Origin of the sequence: Spirabiliibacterium mucosae, assembly GCF_014884965.1 — a bacterium.
Classification (GTDB): Bacteria; Pseudomonadota; Gammaproteobacteria; order Enterobacterales; family Pasteurellaceae; genus Spirabiliibacterium; species Spirabiliibacterium mucosae.
Genome location: NZ_JABTBO010000001.1, coordinates 74,250 through 100,998 on the forward strand (window position 1 = coordinate 74,250; position 26,749 = coordinate 100,998).

A 26,749-nucleotide genomic window follows, 5' to 3' on the forward strand; every position below is an offset into this window, starting at 1 on the left:
ACTTTTAGGAGAAATCAATGAAAAAAGCAACGCAAGCCGCTGAGGTGAACCCTGCGCAAGCTGAAGTGAATCAATTGGTTGAAAAAGGCTTGGTGGCCTTGGAGCAATTTCGTGCGCTCAACCAAGAGCAAGTGGACTACATTGTGGCGAAAGCCTCGGTTGCCGCCCTTGACCAACACGGCGCTTTAGCCATGCACGCTGTGGAAGAAACCGGCCGCGGCGTGTTTGAAGACAAAGCGACCAAAAATTTGTTCGCCTGCGAATATGTGGTCAACAATATGCGCCATTTGAAAACTGTGGGCGTGATCAGCGAAGACGACGTGACTGGCATCACCGAAATTGCCGACCCAGTGGGGGTGATTTGCGGCATTACGCCAACCACCAACCCAACCTCCACCGCGATTTTCAAATCCCTGATCGCCTTGAAAACCCGCAACCCGATTGTGTTTGCCTTCCACCCTTCTGCCCAGCAATCCTCCGCTCACGCCGCACGCATTGTGTATGAAGCTGCGGTGAAAGCTGGCGCGCCAGAAAACTGCATTCAATGGATTGAAACGCCGTCCATGGAAGGCACCAGCGCGTTGATGAAGCACCCTGGCATTGCCACTATTTTGGCCACCGGCGGCAACGCGATGGTGGAGGCGGCCTACTCTTGCGGCAAGCCCGCCTTGGGCGTGGGGGCGGGCAACGTGCCAGCCTATGTGGAGAAATCCGCCAACATTCAACAAGCGGCGCACGATATTGTGATGTCGAAATCCTTTGATAACGGCATGGTGTGCGCCAGTGAGCAGGCAGCGATTATCGATAAAGAAATCTATGACGATTTTATCGCGGAGCTGAAATCCTACGGCGTCTATTTTGTCAATAAAAAGAAAAAGCGCTGTTGGAAGACTTTATCTTCGGCGCTAAGGCCAACAGCCAAAACTGCGCAGGCGCCAAACTCAACCCGAACGTGGTAGGCAAATCCGCTCACTGGATTGCCGAGCAAGCGGGCTTTTCTGTGCCTGAGAAAACCAACATCCTCGCCGCCGTGTGTGCCGAAGTGGGCCCAAATGAGCCATTAACCCGCGAAAAACTCTCGCCCGTGTTGGCCATTCTCAAAGCCAACAGCACCGATGAGGGCTTGCAAATGGCTGAGCAGATGGTGGAATTTCACGGTCTTGGCCACTCGGCTGCGATTCACACCCAAGATGCCGAACTTGCGAAAAATTTCGGCAAATTGGTCAAAGCCATCCGCGTGATTTGGAACTCGCCGTCCACCTTTGGCGGCATTGGCGATGTGTATAACTCGTTCTTGCCATCTTTGACACTGGGTTGCGGCACCTACGGCAAAAATGCCGTGGGCAACAATGTCAGTGCGGTCAATCTTTTAAACATCAAACGTGTGGGCAGACGGAGAAACAATATGCAGTGGTTTAAAGTGCCATCTAAAATCTACTTTGAACGCGATTCCATCCAATATTTGAAATCGATGAAAGGCGTTGAAAAAGCCGTGATCGTCACCGACCGCTCGATGGTTGACCTCGGTTTTGTCGAAAAAGTGGTGGCACAACTCAACCTGCGCCGCAACAGCGTGACTTATCAACTGTTTGCCGACGTTGAGCCAGACCCAAGCATTGAAACCGTGCGCCGCGGCACCGAGTTGTTGCGCAGCTTCCGCCCTGACACCATCATCGCCCTCGGCGGTGGCTCGGTAATGGATGCCGCGAAGGTGATGTGGCTCTTCTACGAGCAGCCTGAAGTGGACTTCCGCGATTTGGTGCAAAAATTCATGGATATCCGCAAACGTGCATTCAAATTCCCAGAACTGGGGCGCAAAGCGCGCTTTGTCGGCATCCCAACCACCTCGGGCACCGGCTCTGAAGTGACACCATTTGCGGTGATCACCGAAGGCGATAAAAAATACCCTATCGCTGACTACTCCCTCACCCCAACGGTGGCGATTGTGGACTCCTCCTTCACCATGACGGTGCCAGCGAAAGTGACTGCTGACACTGGGCTGGATGTGCTCACCCACGCCACAGAAGCCTATGTGTCAACCTTGGCGAATGACTTCACCGACGGGCTGGCATTGCAAGCGATTAAACTGGTGTTTGAATTCTTAGAGCGCTCAGTGAAAAACGGCGCGTCTGATCCTGAAGCGCGCGAGCGGATGCATAATGCCTCCACTATCGCGGGCATGGCCTTTGCCAACGCCTTTTTGGGCATGAACCACTCACTGGCGCACAAAATTGGCGGCCACTTCCACACTCCGCATGGGCGCACCAATGCGATTTTGATGCCGCATGTGATTCGCTACAACGGCACACGCCCGCAAAAAACAGCCACATGGCCGAAATATAACTTCTACAAAGCGGATGTGAAATACCAAGATATCGCCAAAATGCTTGGCCTGCCAGCCAGCACACCGGCGGAAGGGGTGGAATCCTTTGCCAAAGCCTGCACCGAGTTGGCGCAAAAGGTTGGCATTGAGATGTCGTTTAAAGCGCAAGGCTTGGACGAGCAAACCTGGCTTGACGCACGCCGCGAGATTGCGCTGCTAGCGTTTGAAGACCAATGCTCTCCTGCCAACCCGCGCTTGCCGCTGGTAGACGACATGGTGGACATCCTCACCGACGCCTACTACGGCCCTGAAAAGCGTCAATAACGTACTCATCGCCTAAACAAAACCGCACTTTAACTCAAGTGCGGTTTTTTAATGCAGCCAGCGCCACAAACCATAGCCCAGTGCGGTGAACGCCAGTCCAAATCCTAAGTGCAGGGCGATGACGCCAAAGGCGTTGAGCCATTTGTCGCTTAACAACTTTTCCACCACCTCGCCTGAAAACGCGAAAAGGTGGTGAGGCTGCCGAGAAAGCCGGTGACGAGAAACACACGCAGCTCGGCGCTGGTGTTGGGGTGGCTGAAAAAGGCCGCCATAGCCAGCCCGATGATAAAGCAGCCTGCCACATTGGCCACCAAGGTGCCCAGTGCCAGGTGCTCACCGAGTGGGTTGAGCCACAGCGATAATAACCAGCGGCACACCGCGCCGATGCTGGCGCCGAGTGCGATGAGCAAGACGAATTTCATGATATAGCCAAAGTGCGGTCACACGCCAAACAAGGCGCGCAGGTAGGCCGCCACCGACTCGTTGGCGTTGGTGCCAATCACCTCAAGCCCACCGGCTTGCGCTTTCAGCCGTGGGTCAGCGTTGCCCATCACGCAGCCGCGGCCGACCTCTTGCAGCATGGCAAGATCATTTAGCCCATCACCAAAGCTGATGCAATCGGATAAGGTATAATCACGCTGCTCAAGCAATGCTGCCAGCGCGGTGGCTTTGCTCACGCCGTGTTGCATAAATTCCACGCAGCGCGGACCGGAGTGGGTCACGCTGATGCTCTCGCCCAACTGCTTACGCGCTTGGCGCTCAATTGGTTCTAAAAACTCGGGCTCGCGGGCGATGAAAAACACTTTTTCGCACGCCGACAAATCATGCTCGGCAAAATCCACCACGGTGTAGCTGTAGCCAGAGTCTTTGAAATAGCACTCAAACTCGGGCACCGCTTGGCTAATAAACCACTGGCCGTTTTGGTAGGTGTTCATCACCACATTTTGCGCGTCATAAGGCAGCGACACCAGCGCGCGGGCGGCTGCTTGCGGCAAAAACTGGGCATAAAGCGAGTTGCCATTAATGTCGTGAATGCGCGCCCCGTTTGAGGTGATCATCACGCCGCGTTTAAGCCCCATGCGTTTGATGATGCCTGCCACATCCGGCTGGCTGCGCCCAGTGGCGAGCACAATGTCCACACCTTGGCGCTCTAGGCGCTGTAGGGTTTCAATGGTGAAGTCCCCCACGTAGTGGTGTACGTTGAGCAGCGTGCCGTCTAAATCTGAGGCCAACGCGCGAAACGGTTGATTAAATCCCATTTTTTCTCCTTATTGCCGCTTGGCAATCTCTTGCACCAGCACCCACGGCGGCAGCACCACTGCCCACAATAGCGGATTGTGAGCATAAAACTGCTGCGCTTGCGCGTTTGTCACAGCGTGAATCTGCCCTTGCTCAATCAGTGTGGCAATCTGCGCGCTGTTGTCTTGCAGCATTTGGCCTGCCACGTCCACCAAATCCAGCGTTGGCGCGATATAAATCACGCGCCCACGGGCAAAGTGAACTTGCAGCTCGTGCCAGTGAATTTTGGCGATCTCCGCGTTGAGATCGAGCTCGTCTAGCGGGTGTTTTTGCATTAATCCTGCCCCGACCGCACTTTGGCCTCGGCAATCGCCTCGGCTACTCGCTCAGGTGCCACGCCACCTTTAGCGCAGCGCTGCGCCAGGCAAGAGTCGAGTGAAAGTGCGGTGTAAACATCATCACCAATCACATCACTAAATTGCTGAAACTCGTCCACGCTGAGCGCTTCCAACGCTTTGCCTTGATTGATGGCATAGACCACCGCCTCACCCACAATGTGGTGCGAGTCACGAAACGGAATGCCTTTGGCGACCAAATAATCCGCCATTTCAGTAGCATTAGAATAGCCCTTGAGCGCGGCGTCTTTGGTTTTTTCCACGTTGACTTTAATATCATCCAGCACCAGTGCGGCCATATCCAGGCAAGCGTGCCAGCTGTCGAGCGCGTCAAAAATGCCCTCTTTGTCTTCTTGCATATCTTTGTTATACGCCAGCGACAAGCCTTTCATGGTCACCAACATACCTGTCAGCGCGCCAACCACGCGGCCAGTTTTGCCGCGAATCAGCTCACAGGCGTCGGGGTTTTTCTTTTGTGGCATCAAAGACGAACCTGAAGTGACGCGATCGGAAAGCTCCACAAAATTGGCCTCACCGCTGTTGAAGATAATCAAATCCTCAGCAAAGCGCGAAAGGTGCACTTGGCTGATGCTAGCAATGGAGAGCAGTTCCAAAATATGATCGCGGTCGGAAACGGTATCTAAGCTGTTATTGGTGGCGCTGTCAAAGCCGAGATCGCGCGCGAGCTGCTCGCGGTCAACGGCATAGGCGGTGCCAGCCAGCGCGCCGCAACCCAGCGGGCAGGTGTTCATGCGCTGATACGCATCGCGCAATCGGGTGTAGTCACGCTCCAGCATTTCAAAATAGGCTAAGCACCAGTGGGCGAAAGTCACCGGCTGGGCGCGTTGCAGGTGGGTGTAGCCCGGCATAACCGCACTTTGGGTTTTCTCGGCGGTGGCCACCAGTTGGCGTTGCAGTGCGCGGATCGCCTTTTGCAACTCAGTGACTTGGCGCTTGCACCACAGTTTGATATCCAGCGCTACTTGGTCGTTGCGCGAGCGGCCCGTGTGCAATTTTTTGCCCAAATCGCCCACCTGCTCAATCAATTGGCTCTCCACCCAGCTGTGGATGTCTTCGTGGTCGTCTTGCAAGATGATGTCTGGGTTTTCACTCACCCGTTGGTGCAATTGCTCAAGTGCGGTTTGCAGCGCGCTTTGCTCCTGCGCGCTGAGCACACCGACCTTGACCAATGCCTTCGACCAGCCAATCGAGCCTTCAATGTCTTGCTCGGCCAGCCGATAATCAAAGCGCAATGAATCGTTGAATTGCTTAAATCGCGCATCCGCTGCTTGGGTAAAGCGCCCGCCCCATAGTGCCATAATGTTATCCTCTATTTTTAATGTGTGGTAATCGTTGTGCCGACCGCATCGCCATGCAAAAGTGCGGTCAGTTTGTCGCTGTCTTGCCAGCTGGCGATGGTCACCGGCTGGCCTGAATCACACGCCGCCTGCCAAGCGGCATTGACTTTCACCGCCATGCCATCGCGAATAATATGGCGCGCAATCAGCTCATCAATCTGCGCGCGGTTGAGCGTTGCCATGCAGTGCCCTTGGCCGTCAAGCACGCCTGGCACGTCACTGAGCAACACCAGTTGTGCGGACAATAATTTGGCGATGCAGGCCGCCGCCTCATCGGCGTTGACGTTCATCAGCCGCCCGCGGTTGTCAATGCCAATTGAGCTAATCAGTGGCAAAAAGCCCGCGCCAAGCAAGGTGCGCAGCAAGGTGGCGTCCCCAGGCTCAACGTGCGCCACGTGGCCTAAATCGACGTCAAACTGCCACGCGCGGGTCATGTTGCCATCGGCCAAACACAGCCCCACGGCGTTGAGATTATGCGTGAGCGCCTGTGAGAGCAGCGCTTTATTAGCGCTGCCCGCCAATGCACCTGCCACGGGCGTGATTTGGCTCTCGGGTGTGATGCGCAAACCGCCCTTTTTGCGCACGGGCAAATTGAGCTGCGCCATTAAATTGTCCACCACCACGCCACCGCCGTGGACAATCACCACCTCGCGGCGGGCGTGCTGACGAAATTGAGAAAGTGCCCTCAGCAAATTGCTCATCGCCTGCTGGTTATCCAGCAGCGCGCCGCCGACTTTCACTACGACTGGTTGCATGGGAGCAATCCTTGTGTTTGTTCAAATTGATTGCGAATATTCGCACACTGTACCGCTTGCGCCGCCGCGCCTTTAAGCAGGTTATCTTCCGCCCCGACAACGATCACATGCCCATTGTGCACACGAAAGCCAATGTCGCAAAACGGTGTATGCTGCACTTGCGCCACCGCCGGCAGCGCGGTGCATAACCGCACCAGTGGCGCGTTGGCATAGGCTTGCTCAAACGCGCGTTGCACGTCCGCCTCACTCACGCCACTCGCTAATTTGGCGGTGATGGTGGCTAAAATGCCGCGTTTGAAATTGCCCAAGTGCGGTGTAAAAATCACCTCGCGCCCCAAGTGGCTGGCAATTTCAGGCTGGTGGCGATGGGTGAACACGCCATAAGGCTGCAAGCTCACCTCGCAAAAGCTGTTGGTCAAACTCGCCTTGCGCCCTGCGCCACTCACGCCGCTCACCGCGTTGATCACGGGCAGCGCGGTGTCGTCAAGCAAATTCGCTTCAATTAATGGCTTAAGGCTCAATTGCGACACTGTTGGGTAGCAGCCGGCCACCGCGACCAAATTGGTGCGTGAAATCTGCTCGGCCGTCCACTCTGGCAGGCCGTAGACCGCACTTTGCAATAAATCGGGATGTTGGTGCGAAAAGCCATAAAATTGCGGGTAAAAGTCGCGATCATTGACCCTAAACGCGCCGGAGAGGTCAAACACTTGGCAGCCTTTGGCATAAAAGTGCGGTGCGAGATCGTGGCTGACCTCATGGGCGGTGGCCAAAAACACCGCATCCGCACTTTCGGCGATGGCCGCGATGTCGTCAAGCGGCAACAGTGGCAAATCAACACAGCCGCACAGCTGCGGATAAAGCGCGCTGAGTGCTTTGTTGGCATCCGCACTTTGGTGTGAGACATAAAGTGCGGTTAAGCGAAATTGTGGGTGTAACATCAAAATGCGCGCAAGCTCTGCCCCCGTGTAGCCGCTTGCGCCGATAATCACAGCGTTGAGCATCCAGCCCCCTTTTTGGTTGATTTTCAGTATTGTAACCAATTTTGCTGATATTGCCACACTCACCGAAATTTTATTGCGAGTAGTGCGAAAATTGAGTATGTTGGTGGCGTTAATTGAAAGGAGAAGTTATGCCACTGCCGCCGTTTCTTGCGCTTTACCGCACTTTGATTGCCCACAACACCGTCTCCAGCCTGGTCGAAGGCGAAGACAACAGCAACCGCGCGCTGATTGACACCCTCGCCAGCTGGCTGGAAAGCCTAGGCTTTCGCTGCGAGGTGTTGCCCATTGCCCACTCGCGCAACAAATTCAACTTGCTCGCCACCCTCGGTGAGGGCGAAGGCGGCTTGCTGCTCGCTGGCCACAGCGACACCGTGCCGTTTGATGAAGGCCGCTGGCACTCTGACCCGTTCACCTTAACGGAAAAAGACGGCAAATTCTACGGCCTCGGCACGGCGGACATGAAGGGCTTTTTCGCCTTTATTGTCGACACCTTGGCGAACATGGATTTAACCAAGCTGAGCAAGCCGCTGCGCATTCTTGCCACCGCCGATGAAGAAACCACCATGCTCGGCGCGCGCACCTTTGCCAAGCACGCCCACATTCGCCCCGATTGCGCGATTATCGGTGAGCCGTCCTCGCTCAAGCCCATCCGCGCCCACAAAGGCTACATCGGCAGTGCCGTTCGCGTAACAGGCAAATCGGGCCACTCGAGCAACCCCGATGGCGGCGTCAACGCCCTTGAGATTATGCACGAGGCCACCGCCAAGCTGATTGACCTGCGTAACCATTTGAAAACGCACTTTCACCACGACGGCTTTGCCATCCCTTATCCGACCATGAATTTGGCCAACATTCATGGCGGCGATGCGCTCAACCGCATTTGCGCCTGCTGCGAGCTGCAGTTTGACATCCGCCCGCTGCCAAATTTGAAATTGGAAGATTTAAACGAGATGATGCAGCAAGCCCTAGCGCCACTGATGGAACGTTGGGGCGATCGCGTGCAGCTGACCGCACTTTATGATCCCATCCCAGGCTATGAGTGCGAGCACAGTGCGCAGGTGGTGCAGGTAGTGGAAAAACTGATCGGCGAAAAGGCCGACACCGTCAACTACTGCACTGAAGCACCCTTCATTCAAGAACTCTGCCCAACGCTGGTGCTCGGCCCAGGCTCCATCGAACAAGCCCACCAGCCCGATGAATTTTTAGACGCCAAATTTATCGAACCCACCCGCGAGCTGCTGGCGAAATTAATCCACCATTTTTGCGCATAAAAAAAGTGCGGTCTGAGTTGACCGCACTTTTGTTTTTATCGCTTAGCGCCGCTCGCTGACAAACCAGCCGCGGATAAATTGAATCGATAAAAACAGTGTCAGCAATAAGAAGAAATACGCCACGTAGCTGGCAATCGGCCAGCCTGGCTCGGTGCCTGGCTCAACAGCTTTGATAGACACCATGTTGCGGAATTCGTCAAACATCACAATCCGCCAGCCGTAGTATTTGATTTGTACCAGTTTTTTCTCGGCGGCAAAGGCGGAAGCCTTGGCTTGCAAGTCGGCTGAGTTGAATTTGAAATAAAACGGGAAGCCCCAGCGGGTGTCTTCGTTGCGATAGACCATCACTTTATCGGTGCCCGGTTTTTGGGTGTAAACATAATAGACATCACGGGTTGGGCCGTCGGCCGGGTTGGCTTTGGTGATCGGGCCGTCTTTGTCGACGCGTTTAACCTCAACGCCGGAGACGTTCGCCACTTGATAATGCGGGAAGAAATAGTGCACGCCTGCAAACAGCACCCCGTGAATAATCAAGGTGACTAAAATAAAAAACAGTGAAATAAAACGACGCATTCATAACTCCTTGGTGACAATGCTATTGAATTAGTTTATCACAAGTGGGCGAAAAACTAACGCACTTTGCAGCCAAACAAACGCTCAAAATTCTCGGTGGTGATTTCCGCCAATTGCTCAGCGCTCACGCCTTTCAGCGTGGCAACATACTCACACACCTCACGCACATAGGCTGGCTGATTTTGCTTGCCGCGATACGGCACGGGCGCGAGATAAGGCGAATCCGTTTCCACCAGCAATCGCTCAAGGGGCACGGTTTCAATCACATCGCGAATGTCTTGCGCGTTGCGAAAGGTGATGATGCCCGAAACGGAGATGTAAAAGCCAATATCAAGCGCTTGGTCGGCCATCCATTGATTTTCAGTAAAGCAATGCAGCACGCCACCGCACTTTTGCGCTTGGCCTTCGTGCAAAATCGCCATGGTGTCTTCACGCGCCTCGCGGGTGTGGATAATCAGCGGCTTGTGCAGCTCGTTCGCCACCGCCACTTGCTCGGCAAAAATGCGCTGCTGCTCCATTTTATTTTCAATGCTGTAATGATAATCCAGCCCGCACTCGCCAATCGCCACCACTTTGGGGTCGCAGGCGAGTTTCAACAAGCGCTCGCGATCAAACGGCTCGTCCTCAATGTTAAGCGGGTGCAGCCCGCAGGAGAGTGACACATTATCACGCTTAGCCAGTTGCGGATAAATCGCCTCAAAGCCGCCTAATGTGGTGCCGATGGAAAGTACATGGCGCACATCACGCGCGCGCGCTTTGTCGAGCACGTCGTCGATGTTGTGATGCACATTTTCATAATCAAGACTGTCGAGATGACAGTGGGAATCTACAATAAACACTTAAACCTCAAATACATCGGTAATTAATTTGGTTAAAAAATCCAGCACCAACAATGCTGCGTTAGCCGAGGTGATGTCGCGCAAATCGCGCCGCAGCGTGGCGGCATAATCGTGCGCGGTGATAAACTGTTGCGTTGAATATTGCGCCACCAAGCGCTTGATGCCAGGGGTTAAATCGCTGTTCACCCAGCCCTGCTCAATGCCCAGCGCGCACTTGATGCAATCACTGAAAACACTTTCCAGCCATGCCAGTTGCGCGTCGAGCACGCTGTTGTCATTGAGCGCAAAGTGTGCTGAAAAGGCGCTGACATCGCGAGTTTGGATAAACGCCCAAAAAGCGCGCAAAAATGGCTTGCGCGTGGCCAGCTGCTCGGCTTCAATCATCGCTTTGGCCTTGATTGGGCGCAACGCACTGAGATTGAGCGCCACCTCGGCCACGCTTGGCGCCACACCTTGAGCCGTCAGCCACGCCAGCCCCACATCGCGCGCGGGGGTGGCAAGTGTCCAAGCCTGACAACGGCTGTGAATGGTGGCCATCAGCGGCTGGCTGGCGTCTACGCCGAGCAAAAAGTAGGTGTTATCACTCGGCTCTTCTAGCGTTTTTAACAGCGCATTGGCCGCCGCCTCGGTGAGCTTTTCCGCCTGCGGGATAAGCACCACTTTGTTACCGTCTTGCTGGGCGTGGTTTTGTAACTGCGCGATCACCTCACGCACTTGCTCGACACTGACGGTTTTGCCCGCCTCGGCGCTGAGCAAATGCAAATCGGGGTGGTTGTGAGTGAGTGCTAACTGGCAATCATGGCACTGGCCACACGCCTCAAGGCCCGGCGCGGGGCGGCATAAAATGCCTTGCGCCACGCGCGCGAGCAGCTGCTCGACGCCAAGGCCCGTTTGGGCTTTGAGCAATAACGCGTGGTGGCCATGACCTTGGGCAAAAGTGCGGTCAAGGGCGGCAAAGGTTGCCTCAAGCCACGGGTACATCACGCCACCACCTTGGCATACCACGCGCGAACCGCACTTTGCACGTCGGCTGTCACCTGCTCGAGCGCCTGCCCTGCGTTAATCACCCTCGCGTTGGGGTCACGGGCAACCAGTTCTAAATAGCGCGCGCGGGTGCGTTCAAAAAAGCTCAACTGCGCCCGCTCAATGCGATCCAACGCGCCGCGTGAACGCGCACGCGCCAAGCCTTGGGCAGGGTCAATGTCGAGATACAGCGTTAAATCGGGCGTGAAATCCCCCAGCACGGCGTTGCGCAAGGTGGCAAGCAAAGTGCGGTCAAGCCCGCGCCCGCCGCCTTGATAAGCTTGCGAGGAGAGATCGTGACGGTCGCCGAGCACCCATTGGCCACGCGCGAGCGCTGGCTTAATCACGTTGTCCACCAGCTGGATACGCGCGGCGTAAAGCATTAATAATTCGGCTTTGTCGCACACCTCTTCACCGTCCACGCCGTGTTTAATCAACTCGCGCAGTTTTTCCGCCAGTGGCGTGCCGCCTGGCTCACGGGTGAAGACGATATCCTGCACGCCTAGGCTGTGCAAAGCCTGCACCACTGCCTCGCGCGCGGTGGTTTTGCCCGCGCCTTCCAAGCCCTCGAGCACGATAAATTTACCTTGTGGCGTTGTCATGTTTTTGCTTCCGTAATTGCTGTAAATAGTGCGCCACCGCACGGTTGTGTTCACCCAAGGTGTTGCTAAAGGTGTGCCCGCCTTGGCCGTTGGCAACAAAATAGAGCGCGTTGCTTTGCGCCGGGTGCGCCACCGCCTCTAGGGAGGCCACGCTTGGCATCGCAATTGGCGTGGGCGGCAGGCCATCGATTTGGTAGGTGTTATAGGCCGTTACCTCGTTGAGATCAGCGCGGCGGATATTGCCTTGATAGCGCTCGCCCATGCCGTAAATTACCGTTGGGTCAGTTTGCAGGCGCATATTTTTGCGCAGGCGATTGATAAACACCGCCGCCACCTGCCCGCGCTCGTCATCCAGTGCGGTTTCTTTTTCCACAATCGAGGCGAGAATTAACATTTCATAGGGCGATTTCAGCGGCAGGTCTTTGTCACGCCCCGCCCATGCTTGTGTGAGCGCACTTTGCATTTTGTCACTGGCGCGTTTAAGCAGCGCCACCGCACTTGAGCCCGCGGTGTAGTAATACGTATCAGGATACAGCCAGCCCTCAAGTTTGGCAGGGCTTTCGGCTGGCAGGCCGAGTGCGTGATAAAGTGCGGTTTCACTCTCGCGTTGATCTTGGCTTAAATGCGCGGCACTTGCCAAGGCAGCGAGCACTTGCTTGGCGGTATCGCCCTCGCCCACGCGGTAGGCAAATTGTGCCTCTTTGCCGCTGGCCAGTCTCGTGAGCAGCTCGCTTAGGTTATTCACCCCTTGCAATGAATACGTGCCCGCTTTCACCGCCGCCAGTTCAGGCTTGAGCTTTAACAGCAACGGGAAAAACGCGCTGCACTCCATCAGCCCTTGAGCGTGTAAAAATTCGCCGAGCTTTTTGCCCGTGGTGCCTTTTTCAATCGTCAGCAATTGGTCAGGCTTAGCGTGAATAGGGCTTTTCGCCAAGGTGGTGACTTGATGATAGCCCCACACGCCCACGCCAGCAGCGGCGAGAAGCACGAGCGTGAAAAGTGCGGTCCATTTTTTCATCGCGCCCCCTTAGGTTAAAACAGTTGCTGCATCGCCAGGTTGACCGCAAAGCCGCCAACCACCAGCCAAATAAACACCAAAAAACCGAGCACCAACGGCTTGGCGCCCGCTTGTTTGATGGCACCGATGTGGGTAGTCACGCCAAGGGCTGCCATCGCCATCATCAATAAAATGCCGTCTAATTCCACCAAAAAGTGAACGACAGGCGCCGGCACGATTGGGTAGGAGTTGAGCACCGCGACTAAAATAAAAAACACCGCAAACCACGGGATGTTGATTTTGCGCTTGCCGCCAACCGCACTTTCTTTCGCCAACGCGTAAGAGAGCACCAGCAAGAACGGGGCTAGCATCATCACGCGGATCATTTTGGTGATCACCGCGTTGTCGGCCACCTGCGGGTTGATGTTGCCGCCAGCGGCGTAGACTTGCGCCACCTCGTGCACGCTTGAGCCGATATAAATCCCAAATTGGTGATCGCTGAGATAGGCCACCATGTGTGGGTACAAAATCGGGTAAACAAACATTGCAATGGTGCCAAAAATCACCACAATGGCAATCGCCACCGCCACTTTGTGGGATTCACCGCGCACCACCGGCTCGCTGGCCATCACCGCCGCCGCACCACAAATGCTGCAGCCAGCCGCGCTTAAATAAACAATTTGCTTGTCGATTTTCAGCCATTTGTAGCCGAGATAAAAAGTTAAGAAAAAGGTGCTAATGAGCATAATCGCGTCGCTGGCGATGGCATTGAGCCCCACCGCGTCGATTTGCTGAAACGTGATGCGAAAGCCATAAAGCACGATGCCTGCGCGCAGCAAAATGCCTTTGGCAAAGGTGATGCCGCTATGGCAGGTGTTGGCCACACGGCCGTAGACAGTGTTGCCCACCACCATGCCGAGCAAAATCGCAAAGGTCAGCGCGCTCATGCCGATGCTCGCGCCGATGTGGTTGGCGTTGAGCCAGTAGGCCAAGGCGGTGATAAGGCCGGCTAAAATCAGCCCTGGCAGGTAATCGATTGTTTTGTTTAGCATATTGTTATCCGTTATCTGCAACCGCACTTTGATCTTGTGCGGCCAATTGCGGGGCAAACCACTGATTGAGCTTGGCGGAAAGCGCATTAACGCCGAGCTTTTTCAAGCTGGAAAACGCCTCCACCTGCACATCGCCTTGGAAGGGCAAAATCGCCTCGCGCACCATTTTGATTTGCTTACTGCGCTCTTTTTGCCCGACTTTGTCCGCTTTGGTCAGCAGCAACAACACGGGCAAATCCGCCCCCACGGCCCATTGCAGCATTTGTTGGTCTAAATCTTTGAGCGGGTGGCGGATGTCCATCAAAATCACCACGCCGCCAAGGCATTCGCGCTTTTGCAAATATTCGCCCAGCGCTTGCTGCCATTGCAATTTCATTTTCTCGGGCACAGCGGCATAGCCATAGCCTGGCAGGTCGACAATTTTGCAGCCTGATTCCACCTCAAACAGGTTGATAAGCTGGGTGCGCCCTGGCGTTTTGGAGGTGCGCGCGAGGTTTTTTTGATTGGTCAGCACATTCAGCGCGGTGGATTTGCCCGCATTCGAGCGCCCGGCAAAGGCAATTTCAATCCCGCTGTCGTCGGGCAGGTGGCGGATATCCGGCGCACTCATTAAAAAATGGGTTTTGTGATAATTTAATTCCATGGCTGCTCACTTGTGCCTGTTTGGCAAATATAGGTTAAAAAAGACGCCAGTTTGCGTGCGCTGCCGGCAACAAGGCGCGCGGTTTCCTCTTGCGAGAGCTGCTCGCGGGTGAGTTTGGCGTGGCTTAAACTGCCTAGTTTATCATCTTTTAGCGGCCATTGCCCCCAAAAGTGCGGTCGCTGGCCGACGGCATTGAGTTCACGAATGCCAAAACTCAGCGCGTGCGCCACCGCAACGGATCTGTGCGCCAAATAGGCCTGACAAAGGCGCGGCTGGCTGAGCTCAAACACCTCGATAAAGCCCGCGGGCGCAATTTCATAGAGCGTCAGCGAGTTCACGTCACGCGGTTTGACCGCACTTTGCATTGCATCGTGGTGATTGATAGCCAGCAAAATTTGGTGCCCGCCGAGCTGTTGCAGCGCGAGTGTTTGACCCTGGATATGCGCGGAAATGGCCGGCTTTTCACCGCTGAATGCCACCACCTGCGGTTGGCCTTGCACGCCTACAAATGCCAGCTTGCGCTCGCCAGTGGCAATGCAGCCGGTTAAGCATAGCGCCAGCAATGGCGTGAGGGCGTGGCGAATTAGTCTTTCCATTTCAATGACACTCCGCGCGAGCCAAAGCGGTTGGGTTCAGTTTTGCCTAAAAACACGCCCCAATCAAGCACAAATAACATCACGAAAAACAGCGGGAAAAAGCGCCCCAATGCCCACGCCATCGCGCCTTGGCTGTGTTGTGATAACACGTAGCCTAAAATCGGCAAAGCCAGCATCAACACCGCCCAGCCCGAGCGGTTGCGATCGTGCAAGCGTTTGACCACCACGGCGCACAAGCAATAGATAATGAGGGCAAGCATCAAGGAGGCTAAAAGTGCGGTGTGGGTTTGCGCAAACAGCGCTGGTAGCGGCAAAACATTGGCGATTAATAACAGCGCCAGCGCGCAAATGCCCACGCCTTGCCAAAAGCCGGTGCGATTAAGCCGCCCGCGAAATGAAAACAATAACTGCCAGAGTGTCATAATAATCTCCCTTAAATGAGAGCTATCATAAAGCAAGGCGCAGGATTTGTCAGCGAGAAAGCAAAAAACCGCACTTTGAGGGGCAAAGTGCGATTGGCAGGTTATAAAATATCTTCAAACTCGTCGGTGACCTGTTTTGGCCACACGCTCGCTTGCACTTGGCCGATGTGCTCTTTTTGCAACAACAACATCGCCATGCGTGATTGGCCGATGCCACCGCCGATAGACAATGGCAGTTTGCCGTTAACCAAATCTTGGTGCCATGGCAGCTCAAGGCGGTCTTCCGTGCCGCTAATCGCCAGCTGTTTGCGCAGCGCGGTTTCATCCACGCGGATACCCATAGAAGAAATCTCAAAGGCCGATTGCATCACTGGGTTCCAGACCAAAATGTCGCCGTTGAGGCCTTTGTATTCGCCTTCGCTTGGGGTTGTCCAGTCATCGTAGTCAGGTGCGCGCAAATCATGCGGCTTGCCGTCTGAGAGCGCACCACCGATGCCGATCAAAAACACCGCGCCGTGCTCTTTACAAATCGCGCTTTCACGCTCTTTGTCGTTCATGTTCGGGAAGCGTTTGACCAACTCTTCACTGTGGACAAAGGTGATCTCTTCAGGCAAAAAACTCTTAGTGCCGTATTTTTCTTCCACTAAAAGTGCGGTTTCACGCATTGCGGCATAAATCTCGCGCACGGTTTCTTTCAAATAATCGAGGTTGCGGCGGCCTTGTGGGATCACTTTTTCCCAGTCCCATTGGTCGACAAACACCGAGTGAGTGCGGTCAAGGCTGGTTTCATCCGGGCGCAGCGCAATCATGTTGACATAAAGCCCTTCGCCAGGTTGGAAGTCAAAGCGCGCGAGGGTGTGGCGTTTCCATTTCGCCAGTGAGTGCACCACTTCAAAGCGCAAGCCATGAATTTGGCGGATTTTCACCTGCACGGCGTTTTCCACGCCCGATAAGTTATCTTGCATACCATTACCCACTTGGCTCAACAGCGGGCCTGTCACTTCAACAATGCCTAAATGTTCACGCAATTTGCGTGCAAAGGTGTCCTTCACAAAACTGATTTCTTGTTGTTGTAAGATAAATGATTTTTTCATATTATTTTTACTCATTGGGTTAAAACTGCGGTTATTATCTAATTTTTTTAGCCTTATTCAATACAAAAAGCAATTTCACCAAGACTTTTTAAAGTTTTTTGCTATTATATAGAAATCATATAAAATAATGGTGTAATTTTTGAATAAAAATCAATAACGGAGCAAAAAATGCAATCATTCGGTCAAATTGATGCACTCGATCAACAAATTTTGCGAGTGTTAACCCAAGATGCGCGCACGCCCTATGCTGAAATGGCCAAGCAATTTGGCGTCAGCCCAGGCACCATTCATGTGCGGGTGGAAAAAATGCGCCAATCTGGCGTGATTGAGGGCACCAAAGTGCGGTTGAACGAGCGCAAGCTCGGTTATGATGTGTGCTGCTTTATCGGGATTATTCTCAAAAGCGCGAAAGACTACGACACCGTGATCAAAAAGCTCGAGAGCTTTGATGAGGTGGTTGAGGCCTATTACACCACGGGCAACTATTCGATTTTTATCAAGGTGATGACCCACACTATTGAAGAGCTCCACCATGTACTGGCGAGCAAAATTCAGCTGATTGATGAAATTCAGTCAACCGAAACGCTCATTTCAATGCAAAACCCGATTTTGCGCGACATCAAACCGTAAAAATTTGAGCCAGCTCTAAGTTTTTGACCGCACTTTGCGATAAACTGGCCTGATTTTTAACAACAATAATAAGAGGATTTGATTATGGCAGATGTTTTTCACTTAGGCTTAACCAAAGCTGACTTGCAAGGCGCGAAAGTGGCGATTGTGCCAGGCGACCCAGCGCGCGTTGAGCGCATCGCGCAAAAAATGGACAACCCAACCTTTTTAGCCTCCACCCGCGAATACACCTCGTGGCTCGGCTATGTCAACAATCACCCTGTGGTGGTTTGCTCCACTGGCATCGGCGGCCCGTCAGTGTCCATCGCGGTGGAAGAGTTGGCACAATTAGGCGTGCGCACCTTTTTGCGCATCGGCACCACTGGCGCCATTCAGCCACACATTAACGTTGGCGATATTTTAGTCACTACGGGTGCGGTACGCTTAGACGGCGCCAGCCAGCACTTTGCACCGCTCGAATACCCAGCCGTGGCCGATTTTACCTGCACCACCGCACTTTACAACGCGGCACAAGCCAGCGGCCAGCAAACCTACATTGGTATCACCGCCTCATCTGATACCTTCTACCCAGGCCAAGAGCGCTACGACACCTACACTGGCAAAGTGTGCCGCCGTTTCCGTGGCTCGCTGAAAGAGTGGCAATCACTCAATGTGATGAACTTTGAAATGGAATCTGCCACCTTGTTCACCATGTGTTCAGCCCTTGGCTTGCGCGCAGGCATGGTGGCCGCGGCGATTGTGAACCGCACCCAGCAAGAAATCCCGAACGAGCACACCATGAAACAAGCGGAAGAAACCGCCATTCAAATTGTGGTGAAAGCCGCCGGCGAACTGGCCGAGTAACGATCGGCGTAAAAAAACCTGCCCAAGGGCAGGTTTTATTGTGTCTATTTGCCGTCCGCCTCTTTGATGATGGCGTAGAGTTTGTCTTTCAACAGCAGTTTTTCTTTTTTCAGCGTTTCCACCTCTTCAGGGGTGCCGATTTCAATGTTGCTTTCAATCGCTTTGATTTTATGATCCAACTCATTGTGCTCTTCAAACAAGCGGGCGAAATGGGCATCTTCTTGACGTAATTTTTGAATTAAATCGCGATGTTCTGGAAACATAATTTCTCCTTATCAATTGTAGAAAGTCACGCTCATAGCCTTATACTAAAGCAACTATCCACAAGAAACAACCTTAAATCCGCTCACGCTTAATTTTTGTGAGCAGCGCCTCACAACAGCGCTCGAGCAAGCGATAAGTCTGCTCAAAATCCCCTGTATACCACGGGTCAGGGATGTGATCATAGCCGAGATCGGGCACCAAATCGGTGATGTTAAAAAGCTTGTCGTGTTTGCCGAACAGGCGCTCGGCATCGCGCAGGTTTTGCGCATCCATCACAATCAAATAATCAAAGTTTTGAATATCACTTTTGGTGATTTTGCGGCTGACAAAGCCCGTTGGCGCGATGTTATGCTCGCGCAGTTTGGCCGCGGTGGAACGGTGCATATCCTCACCGTCGTGATAGCCGGCCGTGCCTGCGCTGTCAACGCGGACATCATCAAGGCCAGCGCGTGAGAGCTTGTCGCGCAAGATGTACTCCGCCATCGGCGAGCGACAAATGTTGCCTAAACAGATAAATAAAACGTTCATCATCACCTCACAAGCAAAGTGCGGTTTGGCTGACCGCACTTTGGGTTAAAACTCAAATTGATACAACAAATCCACCGCTTGGTTGACGCCAGAGACAGACTGCAAATACAGCTGCGGGATGATTTTGTAGCGCAGCGTCAGCTCAGCAATCGGTTGGAACAGTCCCACGCCGTATTTCACTTGCAGCCGTGGAGTGATGTTGCCGCTGACCACCACTTGCGAATTATCGCCAATGCCAGCGGTGTCGAGCGAGAGATCGCTAATGCCAAAGGCCTCGCCAATGCCGCCGACCACTTTGCCGCCTTTCGACAGCCCAAGGCCGAGCATCGCCGCGCCAATCGACGCCCCTGATGCGGCATCACCGCTGTTATCCAGCCCGCGGCCCGTTAAGAGATAAGACAGCGCCTCATCTTGCGACATTGCAGGCTCGGAGAACACTTGCACGTCGGGCTGATCGGCAATGCCCGTGACTTTCAGCCCCGCGACAATTTTGCTGTTTTCCATCGCCTCTGGGTTGCGAATCGCCTCAATATTTAAAAACGGCTGTGAGGCTAAGCCTGAGAAGCTGATTTGCCCGCGGCGGATCAGCAAATCTTGCCCGTAGGAGTTATAGCGCCCGTTTTTGATATCCACTTGGCCGTAGAGCCCTAAGTTTTTCTCTTGGCGCACATCAAGCGTGCCGACGAGGTTGGCTTTAAGGCCATAGGCGTCTAAAAAGACATCATCGCCGATGTTGACTTTAACATCAGAGGCGAACACCATGCCGTCTTTACGCGCCACCACTTTGCGCACGCTGGCTTTGTTTTTGGCATCCACAATCACCATGTCGCTGCTGATGCCAACCGCACTTTCAGGCAGCTCTTCGATTTTGATCCGCGCCCACGGCACATCCACCGTGCCAGTCACTTTCACCAATTTCGGGCCGGCCTCTACATCAATATTGGGGCTGGCCTCCAGGCGCGCCATTTTCGGGATCGTCACCTTAAAGCGATTGGCGTTGGCGTTTAGGTGCGCCTGCCATTGATCGAGCGTTTTCCATGAAGCATCGCCGCTTAAGTTGAGCTGGCTATCAGGCGTTTTCAACACGCCTTGCAGTGTTGATGAGGTGCCGTTGAAGGCCAAATTCAGCTGGCCATCGCTGACCTGAACGGGGCTTGTGAACATTTTCAGCGCCAAGCCTGTGAGGTTGAACTGCCCGTTGAGCAGCGGCGCTTGCAAACTGCCGCCGAGTTTTAAATTGCTATTCGCCACCCCTTTAAACTGCTCACCTTTGGCCAGCAGTGGGTTGACCAGCGGGCCGAGATGGAGCGCGTTGAGCACCACGTTGCCGCTAAGCTGGCGGCCTTTTGGCAAGTCGGTGATGGTGATGTCAGTGCTGAGCTTGCCTTGCTTGTTGACCTCAAGGGCACTTTTCAGGCTCAGGTTATTATCTTTAATCGAGCTGGTCACGTTGATGTTGCCCAGCGCGATTTGAAACGTGCGGTAGTCAATTTTTTGCTTAAAGGCAATGTTAGGGCTGGTGATATTCACATCCAGTGCAAACGGTTTGTTGGCAAACCACGCCGCCTGCCCGCTGCCGCTGAGCACGCCTGTGAGTTCGGTCTTTTCATCCAAAAACGGCTTGAGCATGGCCAAATTCACCTGCTTGAGCGCAAATGGCACATTGCCCTCTTTGCCGGCGGTGAACGCTTTCGGGAAGCAGATTTGCGCTTGGTTGTTCAACCAGCAGTGGGCCGCCACCGTCGCCTCACTTTGAGCGAGGTTTACATCAAGTTTGATATTTTGATTATTTTTCCAATTGCCCACCGGCGAGGCAAGCTGAATTTTCGCCAGTGTGCCAGCCCAGGTTTGTTTGGCGCGGTCAAAGCTGCCGTACACATTAAAGGTGCCTGAAACCGGCTCGCCTTGGGTGCGAATGTTGAGCTTGTGATTTTTCTCGCTGCCGTCGGCGATGATTTTGGCCTGCTTGAGCGCAATGTCGTTCATCTGCAATGACGCCAGGTCGATATACAACCCGCCTTCAATTTGCTCATTCACATTCACTTTGCCTTTCGCCGAGAGGTTGCGCAGGTGCAAGTCGTTAAAATCCAGCTTGGTGCTGGTGAGATCAAGCACCGCGTAAGGCTTTTTGATATCGCCTTGCAACAACACATTGCCCTGCATGCTGGCACTCAAGCCCGGCACAAGGCCAGTTAAATTCGGCGCATTGATGTCCACCCGCAGGTCGCTGTGGTCATCAAGATAACCGTTCACGCGGATGGTGTTTTTGCCATAAAGCAAGGTGAGATCATCGGCGTTGAGCAGGCGCTTGTCGCTGCTTTGCGCATTGCCGCGCAGGCTCAAGTTTTGGCCGTTGAGCTTGCCTTGCACGTCAAGCTCGCTAAGCTGCGCCTGCCAAGTGTCGCCGTCCACCACGCCTTGGCTTTTCAGCCCACCGTTGAGCACCGCCGCCCACTCTTTAGCAAACTCGCTCGTGTTGATGTTATTAAGTGAAAGTGCGGTCTCCCAACGCACGCCCTGCGCCCAATCAAGCTGGCCTTGCAGCTGGCTTTGGCCTTTTAAGGCATCCACGGTTAGCCCATGAATGGTCAGCGCGGTGAGCTCGCCGTCGGCGTCTAACTTGGCGTGCAGCGGCGGGAGAGATTGCCCGCTCAGTGCGCTGTCCAGCGCGATGTGATAATTGAGCAAATCCCCATTAACGCGCAAATCCAGCTTGTCGGCGGCGATCACGGCACGTTCGTTTTTGGTAAGCACCAATGGGTAGTGAAAGTGCGGTGAGGTGAGGCTGAGATTAAACGGATTTTTCGCCTCGCTGAGTTGAATGTCGCCCTGCACTTGCGCGTTCACCCCGCCTTGCACGGCAAGGGAAAGTGCGGTGGTTTGCGCCAGCGCGCCACTGAGTTTGAGGTCAATTTGGCTTTGCTCGAGCAACAGCTCGCCTTGGTGGTTGAAGTCAAAAATCTCACCGTTGAGGTGGAAATCAAGCGGATAATCACCGCTTAACGTGGCCTCACCTTGGCCGTTGAGGTTGCCCAAATTGCTCTCAAGCAGCACCTGCTCTAAGGCGATTTTGCTCTCATCGGCTTGGCCTTTGAGTTTGAGGTTGTCAATTATCACCTCAAATGGCTCGCCCTCCGCGCTTGGCTGCTGGTAGCGCCAGTTTTGCGCTTCAATCCCCTCAAGGTGCATGGCAAACGGCAGCACCACATCTTTGAGCGAGCCCAACAGCGGCTCGCGCAACTTCTCACGCAGCGCCGCCCAATCCACGCGCTCAACCGCACCTTGGTTGTTGACTGGGGTTGGCTGGCCTACTTCCTCCACCGCGCGGGCGGTGTCCACCACTTGATCGTCAAGCACCGCTTTGGCCATGTCGTTTTGCGCTTCTTGTTCTGGTTGTGCCATCACCACATTCACGCCGTCAATGCGCGTTGGCGCAATGGTCAAGCCTGTGTCGTTATTCAGTGTAAGTGCGGTTTCAAAATCGCCCAGCTGCGCGTGAGTGTTGTCGATTTGGGTGGTAACATCTTGCAGCTGCACGTGCTTAACCTCAATGGCCAACGGCAGGTCGATTTTTTTCATCTCACTCGGGGGGGGATGGCTCCGACGGCGGCAACTTGCTGGTATCGATTGCGATGTTAGCGTGCGCTAACGAAACATCATCAATGCAGATTTTGCGTTTGATTAAGCACGAAAGCTGCAATTGTGCGCGCACATCGCCCACGTTGACGGCCACGCCGTCACTTTCATAGGTGACGTTTTTCAGCACCAAGCCGTCGCTGAAATTGCCCTCAACATGCTCAATGGTCAGCGCATCAAGCCATTTGTCTGCCCATTGCAATGCCATGCGCTGCCCTGCCCCCGTGCCAAGCAACACGCCGAGGGCGATGATAATAAGCAAGAAGAAAATCACCAACGCGCACACCAGCGCACGCCAACCGCACTTGCGTTTTGGGCGCGGTACTTGTGCGCTATTATCGGCTTGGTTGTCAGGCGTTTGTGCTTGCGTGTCGTGTTCTGCCATTAGAGTTCTGTCCCTAATCCGATATAAAATTGAATGTTGTGGCTGCCGTCTTTATCACGTACAGGGGTGGCGATGTCAAGCTTGACCGCGCCCACAGGTGAGGCCCAACGCACGCCAACACCGGCGCCCGAGCGCAGCTCTTTGCGGCTGTAGCTGTTGGCGGCAAGGCCAGTGTCATAAAACACGGCGCCCCACCAATTTGGGTACACTTGATATTGGTACTCAAAATTGGCTGTGGCTAGCCGTGAGCCGCCGACGAGCTTGCCGTTTTTGTCTTTTGGCGAGATTTTTTTTATAGCCATAACCACGAATGGAGCGATCGCCACCAGCAAAATAGCGCAATGCCGGCGGGATGCGGTTGAAATCCGCACTTTTCATGTAGCCCGCGTCAAAGCGCAGCAAAATGCGGTGGTCATCAAAATAGGTGCGGATCCACGCCGAGCTGGCGCGCACGCTGAAAAAATTCACATCCGAGCCCCAAATTTTTTGCCCGAGGTTGAAGGTGATGTTTTGCGCATCCCCCCAGCTTGGGAACATGCCGCCGCGAATGCGGGTGCGGTTTAGCCCCGCGGTAGGGTAAATGAGCAAAGTGCGGTTAGACACATCCGCTTGGGTGAAGGCATCATAGCGCGCGCGCAGGCCGAGGAAATATTGCCAGCCGCTGTCATGCTTCCAATAGCGCAAGCCCGCCAGCGTCACGGTGTCGGAATGGGTGTCGTTGGTGCGCTCACGGTCAAGGCCGGCGGAGTATTCATAATAGTATTTCAACGCATTTTTCAACAGCGGGATTTTATAAGTCATCTCCACCGTTTGCTGCGGCTTGGAGAGGTAAAAACTGCTGCGGAAACTGTGCCCGCGGCTGTTGATCCACGGCTTGTTCCAGCTCAGTTGCAGCCGTGGCCCCACGTCGGTGGCATAGCCAATCCCGACCTCCATGCTGTTTTTCTTTTTCGGGCGCAGCAACACGTTCAAATCCACCCGTTTGTCCTCTGGGTTGAGGTTCGGCTGCAACAGCACCGAGCTAAACCAGTTGGTGGAGGTGTAATTGGCGGTCAAGGTCGAGAGATCGTTGATCAAATACGGATCGCCTGGTTTGATATTGAGCATATTGCGCAGGTAATCTTCGCGGATTTGCGAGTGCTCAAAGGTGACTTCGCCGTAGTGGTAGCGCTCACCGCTGTCAAAAATCATATGCCAAATCGCCAAATGCTCTTGCAGCATCACCAGCAGTTGTGAAATTTGAAAGTCCGCGTCAAAGTAGCCTTGTTTCACCGCCAAGGTTTGCAAAGCGGATTTAAAATCGTCATAAGTGCCTTGGTTTAAAATCGTGCCCGCCGGTGGAATCGTTTTTTTCAAGTCAATAAAGGCCTGATTTTTCGCCGCTTCACCGATGATAGACACTTCGTTTTCACCGAGTTTAACCGGCTTGGCCAGCGTGACATCGGCATAGAGCAAATCTTTCACGCCCGCGCGCGGGACAAAAGTGTAGCGAATGGTGTTGTCGAAATAACCCAGCGCACGCAGCGCGTTTTCAATGGTTTGGCTGACTAAGTATTGATAACGCTCGGAGCCGTCGGCCTCGTCGTTGCTCAATTGCGAGAGGTGAATACGCACGTTGTTGTAAAGCTCTGGGTTGTCGATGCCGCGCACTTTGAGCAACACCGTCTGCTCAGCATAGGCGCTAGCACTCCAGGCACACATGCCTGCTAAGATAAAACGCAACAATGGCTTCACACGCAAATTCACAAGCCTCTCCCTTAATCACACGCCACTGGACAATGCCCTTAAGTTTACCGATAAGCTCGGCGCTTGCCAACGCTTTATGGCGATTTTGAGTGCAAATTTTGCGCTAAAAAAAGCTCACGGCTTTTCAGCGGCTGCGCACCGAGATACGGCTTGAGCACCATGCGCGTAAAGCGCTTGGCCGCTTGCAACACCTCAGGCGAGTCAAATTGAAGATCGGCAAACGCCAGCAAGGCCGCACCTTGAAAGCGCTGTTGGTTGTCGAGCATGGAGGCGATAAAACCCTTTTCGGCGCGGTATTGATAAAACATCTCGCGCTCAACAGGCTTGCCCGTGCCCGCGCAGTGGGTGAAATCGACACCATAACCGAGCGCGCGCAAGAGCTTGAACTCAAAGCAGCGCAGCGCTGGCTCAACGCGCTCGCCTGCTTGGCAAAGTGCGGTCAGGCAGGTGAGGTAATCATCAAACAGTTGCGGGTAGGCGGTGTTGGGCTCCAGCACGCGAGAGAGCAATTCATTGACATAAAAGCCGCTGAAAAGTGCGGTATTTTCCAGCGGCAAGGCCAGTGCGGCGGCCTCGGCTTTGGTTAAGAGTTTCAAATCCCCTTTGCCTGTAAAGCGCAGCAACAGCGGCGTGAACGGCTGCAGCAGGCTTTTAAGATTGGAGCGCTTGCCTCTCGCCCCTTTTGCCAGCACGCTCATGCGCCCGTTGTGTTCAGTAAACAACGAGACAATCAAACTGCTTTCGTTATAGGGGCTGCGATGGAGCACAAAGCCCCGCTGCCATGTGTCGCTCATGGCGCTATGTTAGCCTGCCGAGTGCACTTTAGCAAGGGCTAGGCCTCCTCGCGCGCGCCCAATTCTTGCGGCAAAATCGCGTTTAAAATCAGCGCCAACAGCGAGCCAACGGTGATGCCTGAGCCGAAAATTTCTTTCACGAATTCAGGCAATTTGTCTAAAATCTCAGGCCGAGTGGTGACCGCCAAGCCGCAGCCAATGGAGATGGCGATAATCAAGCCGTTGCGCTTGTTGCGCTCAACTTGGTCAAGCATTTGGATGCCGGCGGCGATAATCATGGCAAACATCATTAACCCCGCCCCACCAAGTACTGGCAGCGGGATGGAGACAATCAACGCGCCAAACACAGGGAAGAGCCCCGCGAGCACCAACAAGGCGCCCGTGATGGTCACCACATAGCGGCTGGCCACGCCAGTGAGTGAAATCACGCCAATATTTTGGGAAAACGACGAAAACGGCGTGGTGGACATCAACGCCGCAAAGGCCGAGCCCAAGCCGTCGCACAGCACGCCACCGCGCAGGTGTTTGCCCGTGATCTCCGTTTGCGTGGCGTTGCCAAGTGCGAGAAAGTTGCCGCTCGATTCAACAATGGTGACCAAAAAGGCAATGCTCATGCCGATGATGCCCGAGATGGGAAAGCTCAAGCCAAAATGCAGCGGCTTGGGCAGCGCGAAGGCTTGCGCTTGATGCACGCCTGAAAAATCCACCCAGCCTAACACCAGGCAGAGCACATAGCCGGCGAGCATGCCAATCACAATCGCGGCGGCGGAGAAAATCCCCTTGCCCCACTGCACCAACACCACCACAATCAGCAACACAAAGGTTGCCATCGCCAAATTGGCGGGGTCGGCATAATGGGCATCACCGCGCTGGCCGCCCGCGAACCAGTCCACCGCCACAGGAATCAAGCTCAAGCCAATCATCATCACCACAGTGCCGGTGACCACTGGCGGGAAGAGTTTGCGAATCACGGGCATAAAAAAGCTGCCGACAATCATCACCAATGAGCCCACCAGCGAGGCGCCCAAAATGCCGCTCACGCCATCTTGGCTAAAGCCAATCGCCAGTGCCGCAGCCACAAAGGTGAAACTCGTGCCCATCACACTCGGCAAGCGGATGCCCACCGGCCCCAGCCCTTGGCATTGAATCATAGTGACAATGCCCGAGACCAGCAACGCGGCATTGACGAGAATAATGGTATCCGAGGTGGGCAGCTGCAAAACATTGCCGATCACCAGCGGCACGGCAATAATGCCACCAAGTGCGGCTAGCAGATGCTGCCCACCGAGCAGCAGGCTTAATAAAAAAGGTGGTTTGTCTTCAACTTGATAAAGCAACGTGTTCATAAGGTCCTTCATAACAACATAAAATAAAAGTGCGGTCAGCACATAAAAAAATACCCATTTACGGCTTGCA

Annotated in this window: 24 protein-coding genes and 3 pseudogenes; 4 read left to right on the forward strand and 23 right to left on the reverse strand. The window is 54.2% G+C overall.

Translation table 11 applies throughout. The features are described from left to right. Positions 1-17 precede the first annotated feature (17 nt). Positions 18-2,647: pseudogene (gene adhE, locus HPC37_RS00415) on the forward strand (bifunctional acetaldehyde-CoA/alcohol dehydrogenase). A gap of 48 nt (positions 2,648-2,695) precedes the next feature. Here the strand turns inward: adhE and crcB are convergent. The 6 genes and pseudogenes from crcB to argC all read right to left on the reverse strand — a co-directional run bounded on the left by crcB (position 2,696) and on the right by argC (position 7,395). After that, positions 2,696-3,069 (reverse strand): annotated as a pseudogene (gene crcB, locus HPC37_RS00420) (fluoride efflux transporter CrcB). A gap of 18 nt (positions 3,070-3,087) precedes the next feature. After that, a complete protein-coding gene (locus tag HPC37_RS00425) occupies positions 3,088-3,906 on the reverse strand; it encodes a Cof-type HAD-IIB family hydrolase (RefSeq protein ID WP_208121280.1) in 819 nt (272 codons plus the stop codon). A gap of 9 nt (positions 3,907-3,915) precedes the next feature. After that, positions 3,916-4,221 carry a DUF2288 domain-containing protein gene (locus tag HPC37_RS00430; protein WP_208121281.1) on the reverse strand — a complete coding sequence of 102 codons (306 nt, stop codon included), beginning with the start codon at positions 4,219-4,221 and terminating at the stop codon, positions 3,916-3,918. Continuing rightward, the gene (gene argH / locus HPC37_RS00435) at positions 4,221-5,600 is read right to left on the reverse strand and encodes an argininosuccinate lyase (RefSeq protein ID WP_208121282.1); all 1,380 of its coding nucleotides are present in this window, start codon (positions 5,598-5,600) and stop codon (positions 4,221-4,223) included. Before argH ends, HPC37_RS00430 begins: the two co-directional genes overlap by 1 nt. Before the next feature lie 17 nt (positions 5,601-5,617). Next, positions 5,618-6,394, reverse strand: coding sequence for an acetylglutamate kinase (gene argB, locus HPC37_RS00440; RefSeq protein ID WP_208121283.1), 777 nt, complete (start codon positions 6,392-6,394; stop codon positions 5,618-5,620). After that, positions 6,379-7,395: an N-acetyl-gamma-glutamyl-phosphate reductase gene (gene argC / locus HPC37_RS00445; protein ID WP_208121284.1), complete on the reverse strand. Its 1,017-nt coding sequence runs from the start codon at positions 7,393-7,395 to the stop codon at positions 6,379-6,381. Before argC ends, argB begins: the two co-directional genes overlap by 16 nt. Positions 7,396-7,523: 128 nt before the next feature. On the opposite strand from argC, the gene argE reads away from it, so the two are divergent. Beyond that, a complete protein-coding gene (argE, locus tag HPC37_RS00450; RefSeq protein WP_208121285.1) occupies positions 7,524-8,666 on the forward strand; it encodes an acetylornithine deacetylase in 1,143 nt (380 codons plus the stop codon). A gap of 42 nt (positions 8,667-8,708) precedes the next feature. Here the strand turns inward: argE and HPC37_RS00455 are convergent, their stop codons facing one another. The 10 genes from HPC37_RS00455 to asnA form a co-directional block, all read right to left on the reverse strand. After that, positions 8,709-9,239, reverse strand: a complete 531-nt coding sequence (locus HPC37_RS00455) for a DUF1523 family protein (RefSeq protein ID WP_208121286.1) — start codon at positions 9,237-9,239, stop codon at positions 8,709-8,711. 56 nt (positions 9,240-9,295) lie between these two features. Further along, entirely contained in the window at positions 9,296-10,078 is a 783-nt protein-coding gene (locus tag HPC37_RS00460; protein ID WP_208121287.1) for a YchF/TatD family DNA exonuclease, read from the reverse strand. After that, positions 10,079-11,059 carry a DNA polymerase III subunit delta' gene (gene holB / locus HPC37_RS00465; protein WP_235961218.1) on the reverse strand — a complete coding sequence of 327 codons (981 nt, stop codon included), beginning with the start codon at positions 11,057-11,059 and terminating at the stop codon, positions 10,079-10,081. Then, the gene (tmk, locus tag HPC37_RS00470) at positions 11,059-11,703 is read right to left on the reverse strand and encodes a dTMP kinase (RefSeq protein WP_208121289.1); all 645 of its coding nucleotides are present in this window, start codon (positions 11,701-11,703) and stop codon (positions 11,059-11,061) included. The genes holB and tmk overlap by 1 nt, the downstream gene beginning before the upstream one ends. Next, complete coding sequence (gene mltG, locus HPC37_RS00475) at positions 11,684-12,721, reverse strand: endolytic transglycosylase MltG (protein ID WP_208121290.1); 1,038 nt, start codon at positions 12,719-12,721, stop codon at positions 11,684-11,686. The genes tmk and mltG overlap by 20 nt, the downstream gene beginning before the upstream one ends. 14 nt (positions 12,722-12,735) lie before the next feature. After that, a complete protein-coding gene (locus tag HPC37_RS00480) occupies positions 12,736-13,752 on the reverse strand; it encodes a YeiH family putative sulfate export transporter (protein WP_208121291.1) in 1,017 nt (338 codons plus the stop codon). A 4-nt stretch (positions 13,753-13,756) separates the two neighbouring features. Then, positions 13,757-14,395 (reverse strand): ribosome biogenesis GTP-binding protein YihA/YsxC, encoded by a 639-nt coding sequence (gene yihA / locus HPC37_RS00485; RefSeq protein ID WP_208121292.1) that lies wholly within the window; start codon positions 14,393-14,395, stop codon positions 13,757-13,759. Beyond that, entirely contained in the window at positions 14,386-14,991 is a 606-nt protein-coding gene (locus HPC37_RS00490; protein ID WP_208121293.1) for a hypothetical protein, read from the reverse strand. The genes yihA and HPC37_RS00490 overlap by 10 nt, the downstream gene beginning before the upstream one ends. Then, complete coding sequence (locus tag HPC37_RS00495; protein ID WP_208121294.1) at positions 14,979-15,413, reverse strand: DUF805 domain-containing protein; 435 nt, start codon at positions 15,411-15,413, stop codon at positions 14,979-14,981. The genes HPC37_RS00490 and HPC37_RS00495 overlap by 13 nt, the downstream gene beginning before the upstream one ends. A gap of 101 nt (positions 15,414-15,514) precedes the next feature. Continuing rightward, the gene (gene asnA / locus HPC37_RS00500; protein ID WP_208121295.1) at positions 15,515-16,507 is read right to left on the reverse strand and encodes an aspartate--ammonia ligase; all 993 of its coding nucleotides are present in this window, start codon (positions 16,505-16,507) and stop codon (positions 15,515-15,517) included. Positions 16,508-16,675: 168 nt separating this feature from the next. On the opposite strand from asnA, the gene asnC reads away from it, so the two are divergent. Further along, entirely contained in the window at positions 16,676-17,137 is a 462-nt protein-coding gene (gene asnC, locus HPC37_RS00505; protein WP_208121296.1) for a transcriptional regulator AsnC, read from the forward strand. Positions 17,138-17,221: 84 nt separating this feature from the next. Further along, entirely contained in the window at positions 17,222-17,980 is a 759-nt protein-coding gene (gene udp, locus HPC37_RS00510; RefSeq protein WP_208121297.1) for a uridine phosphorylase, read from the forward strand. Between the two features lie 44 nt (positions 17,981-18,024). On the opposite strand, the gene HPC37_RS00515 is transcribed toward udp, so the two are convergent. The 7 genes and pseudogenes from HPC37_RS00515 to HPC37_RS00545 form a co-directional block, all read right to left on the reverse strand. Next, the gene (locus tag HPC37_RS00515) at positions 18,025-18,243 is read right to left on the reverse strand and encodes an HP1242/YdcH family protein (protein WP_208120032.1); all 219 of its coding nucleotides are present in this window, start codon (positions 18,241-18,243) and stop codon (positions 18,025-18,027) included. Positions 18,244-18,316: 73 nt separating this feature from the next. Beyond that, entirely contained in the window at positions 18,317-18,778 is a 462-nt protein-coding gene (locus HPC37_RS00520; RefSeq protein ID WP_345789987.1) for a low molecular weight protein-tyrosine-phosphatase, read from the reverse strand. Between the two features lie 39 nt (positions 18,779-18,817). Next, positions 18,818-22,351, reverse strand: coding sequence for an autotransporter assembly complex protein TamB (tamB, locus tag HPC37_RS00525; RefSeq protein WP_208121299.1), 3,534 nt, complete (start codon positions 22,349-22,351; stop codon positions 18,818-18,820). Between the two features lies 1 nt (position 22,352). Next, a complete protein-coding gene (locus HPC37_RS00530) occupies positions 22,353-22,793 on the reverse strand; it encodes a hypothetical protein (RefSeq protein WP_208121300.1) in 441 nt (146 codons plus the stop codon). Then, positions 22,793-24,494, reverse strand: a pseudogene (gene tamA, locus HPC37_RS00535) (autotransporter assembly complex protein TamA). Before tamA ends, HPC37_RS00530 begins: the two are co-directional and overlap by 1 nt. 119 nt (positions 24,495-24,613) lie before the next feature. Continuing rightward, positions 24,614-25,333, reverse strand: a complete 720-nt coding sequence (gene recO / locus HPC37_RS00540; RefSeq protein ID WP_208121301.1) for a DNA repair protein RecO — start codon at positions 25,331-25,333, stop codon at positions 24,614-24,616. A gap of 38 nt (positions 25,334-25,371) precedes the next feature. Beyond that, positions 25,372-26,679 (reverse strand): uracil-xanthine permease family protein, encoded by a 1,308-nt coding sequence (locus tag HPC37_RS00545; protein ID WP_208121302.1) that lies wholly within the window; start codon positions 26,677-26,679, stop codon positions 25,372-25,374. Positions 26,680-26,749 lie beyond the last annotated feature (70 nt).

What these genes read in the sequence shown, in the direction of transcription:
- recO (WP_208121301.1), bottom strand. Translation starts at nt 25,333, where the DNA reads ATGAGCGACACATGGCAGCGGGGCTTTGTGCTCCATCGCAGCCCCTAT.
- argC (WP_208121284.1), bottom strand. Translation starts at nt 7,395, where the DNA reads ATGCTCAACGCTGTGATTATCGGCGCAAGCGGCTACACGGGGGCAGAG.
- HPC37_RS00430 (WP_208121281.1), bottom strand. Translation starts at nt 4,221, where the DNA reads ATGCAAAAACACCCGCTAGACGAGCTCGATCTCAACGCGGAGATCGCC.
- asnC (WP_208121296.1), top strand. Translation starts at nt 16,676, where the DNA reads ATGCAATCATTCGGTCAAATTGATGCACTCGATCAACAAATTTTGCGA.
- HPC37_RS00515 (WP_208120032.1), bottom strand. Translation starts at nt 18,243, where the DNA reads ATGTTTCCAGAACATCGCGATTTAATTCAAAAATTACGTCAAGAAGAT.
- holB (WP_235961218.1), bottom strand. Translation starts at nt 11,059, where the DNA reads ATGTACCCGTGGCTTGAGGCAACCTTTGCCGCCCTTGACCGCACTTTT.
- argB (WP_208121283.1), bottom strand. Translation starts at nt 6,394, where the DNA reads ATGCAACCAGTCGTAGTGAAAGTCGGCGGCGCGCTGCTGGATAACCAG.
- tmk (WP_208121289.1), bottom strand. Translation starts at nt 11,703, where the DNA reads ATGACAACGCCACAAGGTAAATTTATCGTGCTCGAGGGCTTGGAAGGC.
- mltG (WP_208121290.1), bottom strand. Translation starts at nt 12,721, where the DNA reads ATGAAAAAATGGACCGCACTTTTCACGCTCGTGCTTCTCGCCGCTGCT.
- yihA (WP_208121292.1), bottom strand. Translation starts at nt 14,395, where the DNA reads ATGGAATTAAATTATCACAAAACCCATTTTTTAATGAGTGCGCCGGAT.
- HPC37_RS00490 (WP_208121293.1), bottom strand. Translation starts at nt 14,991, where the DNA reads ATGGAAAGACTAATTCGCCACGCCCTCACGCCATTGCTGGCGCTATGC.
- HPC37_RS00530 (WP_208121300.1), bottom strand. Translation starts at nt 22,793, where the DNA reads ATGGCAGAACACGACACGCAAGCACAAACGCCTGACAACCAAGCCGAT.
- asnA (WP_208121295.1), bottom strand. Translation starts at nt 16,507, where the DNA reads ATGAAAAAATCATTTATCTTACAACAACAAGAAATCAGTTTTGTGAAG.
- HPC37_RS00425 (WP_208121280.1), bottom strand. Translation starts at nt 3,906, where the DNA reads ATGGGATTTAATCAACCGTTTCGCGCGTTGGCCTCAGATTTAGACGGC.
- argH (WP_208121282.1), bottom strand. Translation starts at nt 5,600, where the DNA reads ATGGCACTATGGGGCGGGCGCTTTACCCAAGCAGCGGATGCGCGATTT.
- HPC37_RS00495 (WP_208121294.1), bottom strand. Translation starts at nt 15,413, where the DNA reads ATGACACTCTGGCAGTTATTGTTTTCATTTCGCGGGCGGCTTAATCGC.
- HPC37_RS00480 (WP_208121291.1), bottom strand. Translation starts at nt 13,752, where the DNA reads ATGCTAAACAAAACAATCGATTACCTGCCAGGGCTGATTTTAGCCGGC.
- HPC37_RS00455 (WP_208121286.1), bottom strand. Translation starts at nt 9,239, where the DNA reads ATGCGTCGTTTTATTTCACTGTTTTTTATTTTAGTCACCTTGATTATT.
- tamB (WP_208121299.1), bottom strand. Translation starts at nt 22,351, where the DNA reads ATGAAAAAAATCGACCTGCCGTTGGCCATTGAGGTTAAGCACGTGCAG.
- HPC37_RS00545 (WP_208121302.1), bottom strand. Translation starts at nt 26,679, where the DNA reads ATGAACACGTTGCTTTATCAAGTTGAAGACAAACCACCTTTTTTATTA.
- argE (WP_208121285.1), top strand. Translation starts at nt 7,524, where the DNA reads ATGCCACTGCCGCCGTTTCTTGCGCTTTACCGCACTTTGATTGCCCAC.
- udp (WP_208121297.1), top strand. Translation starts at nt 17,222, where the DNA reads ATGGCAGATGTTTTTCACTTAGGCTTAACCAAAGCTGACTTGCAAGGC.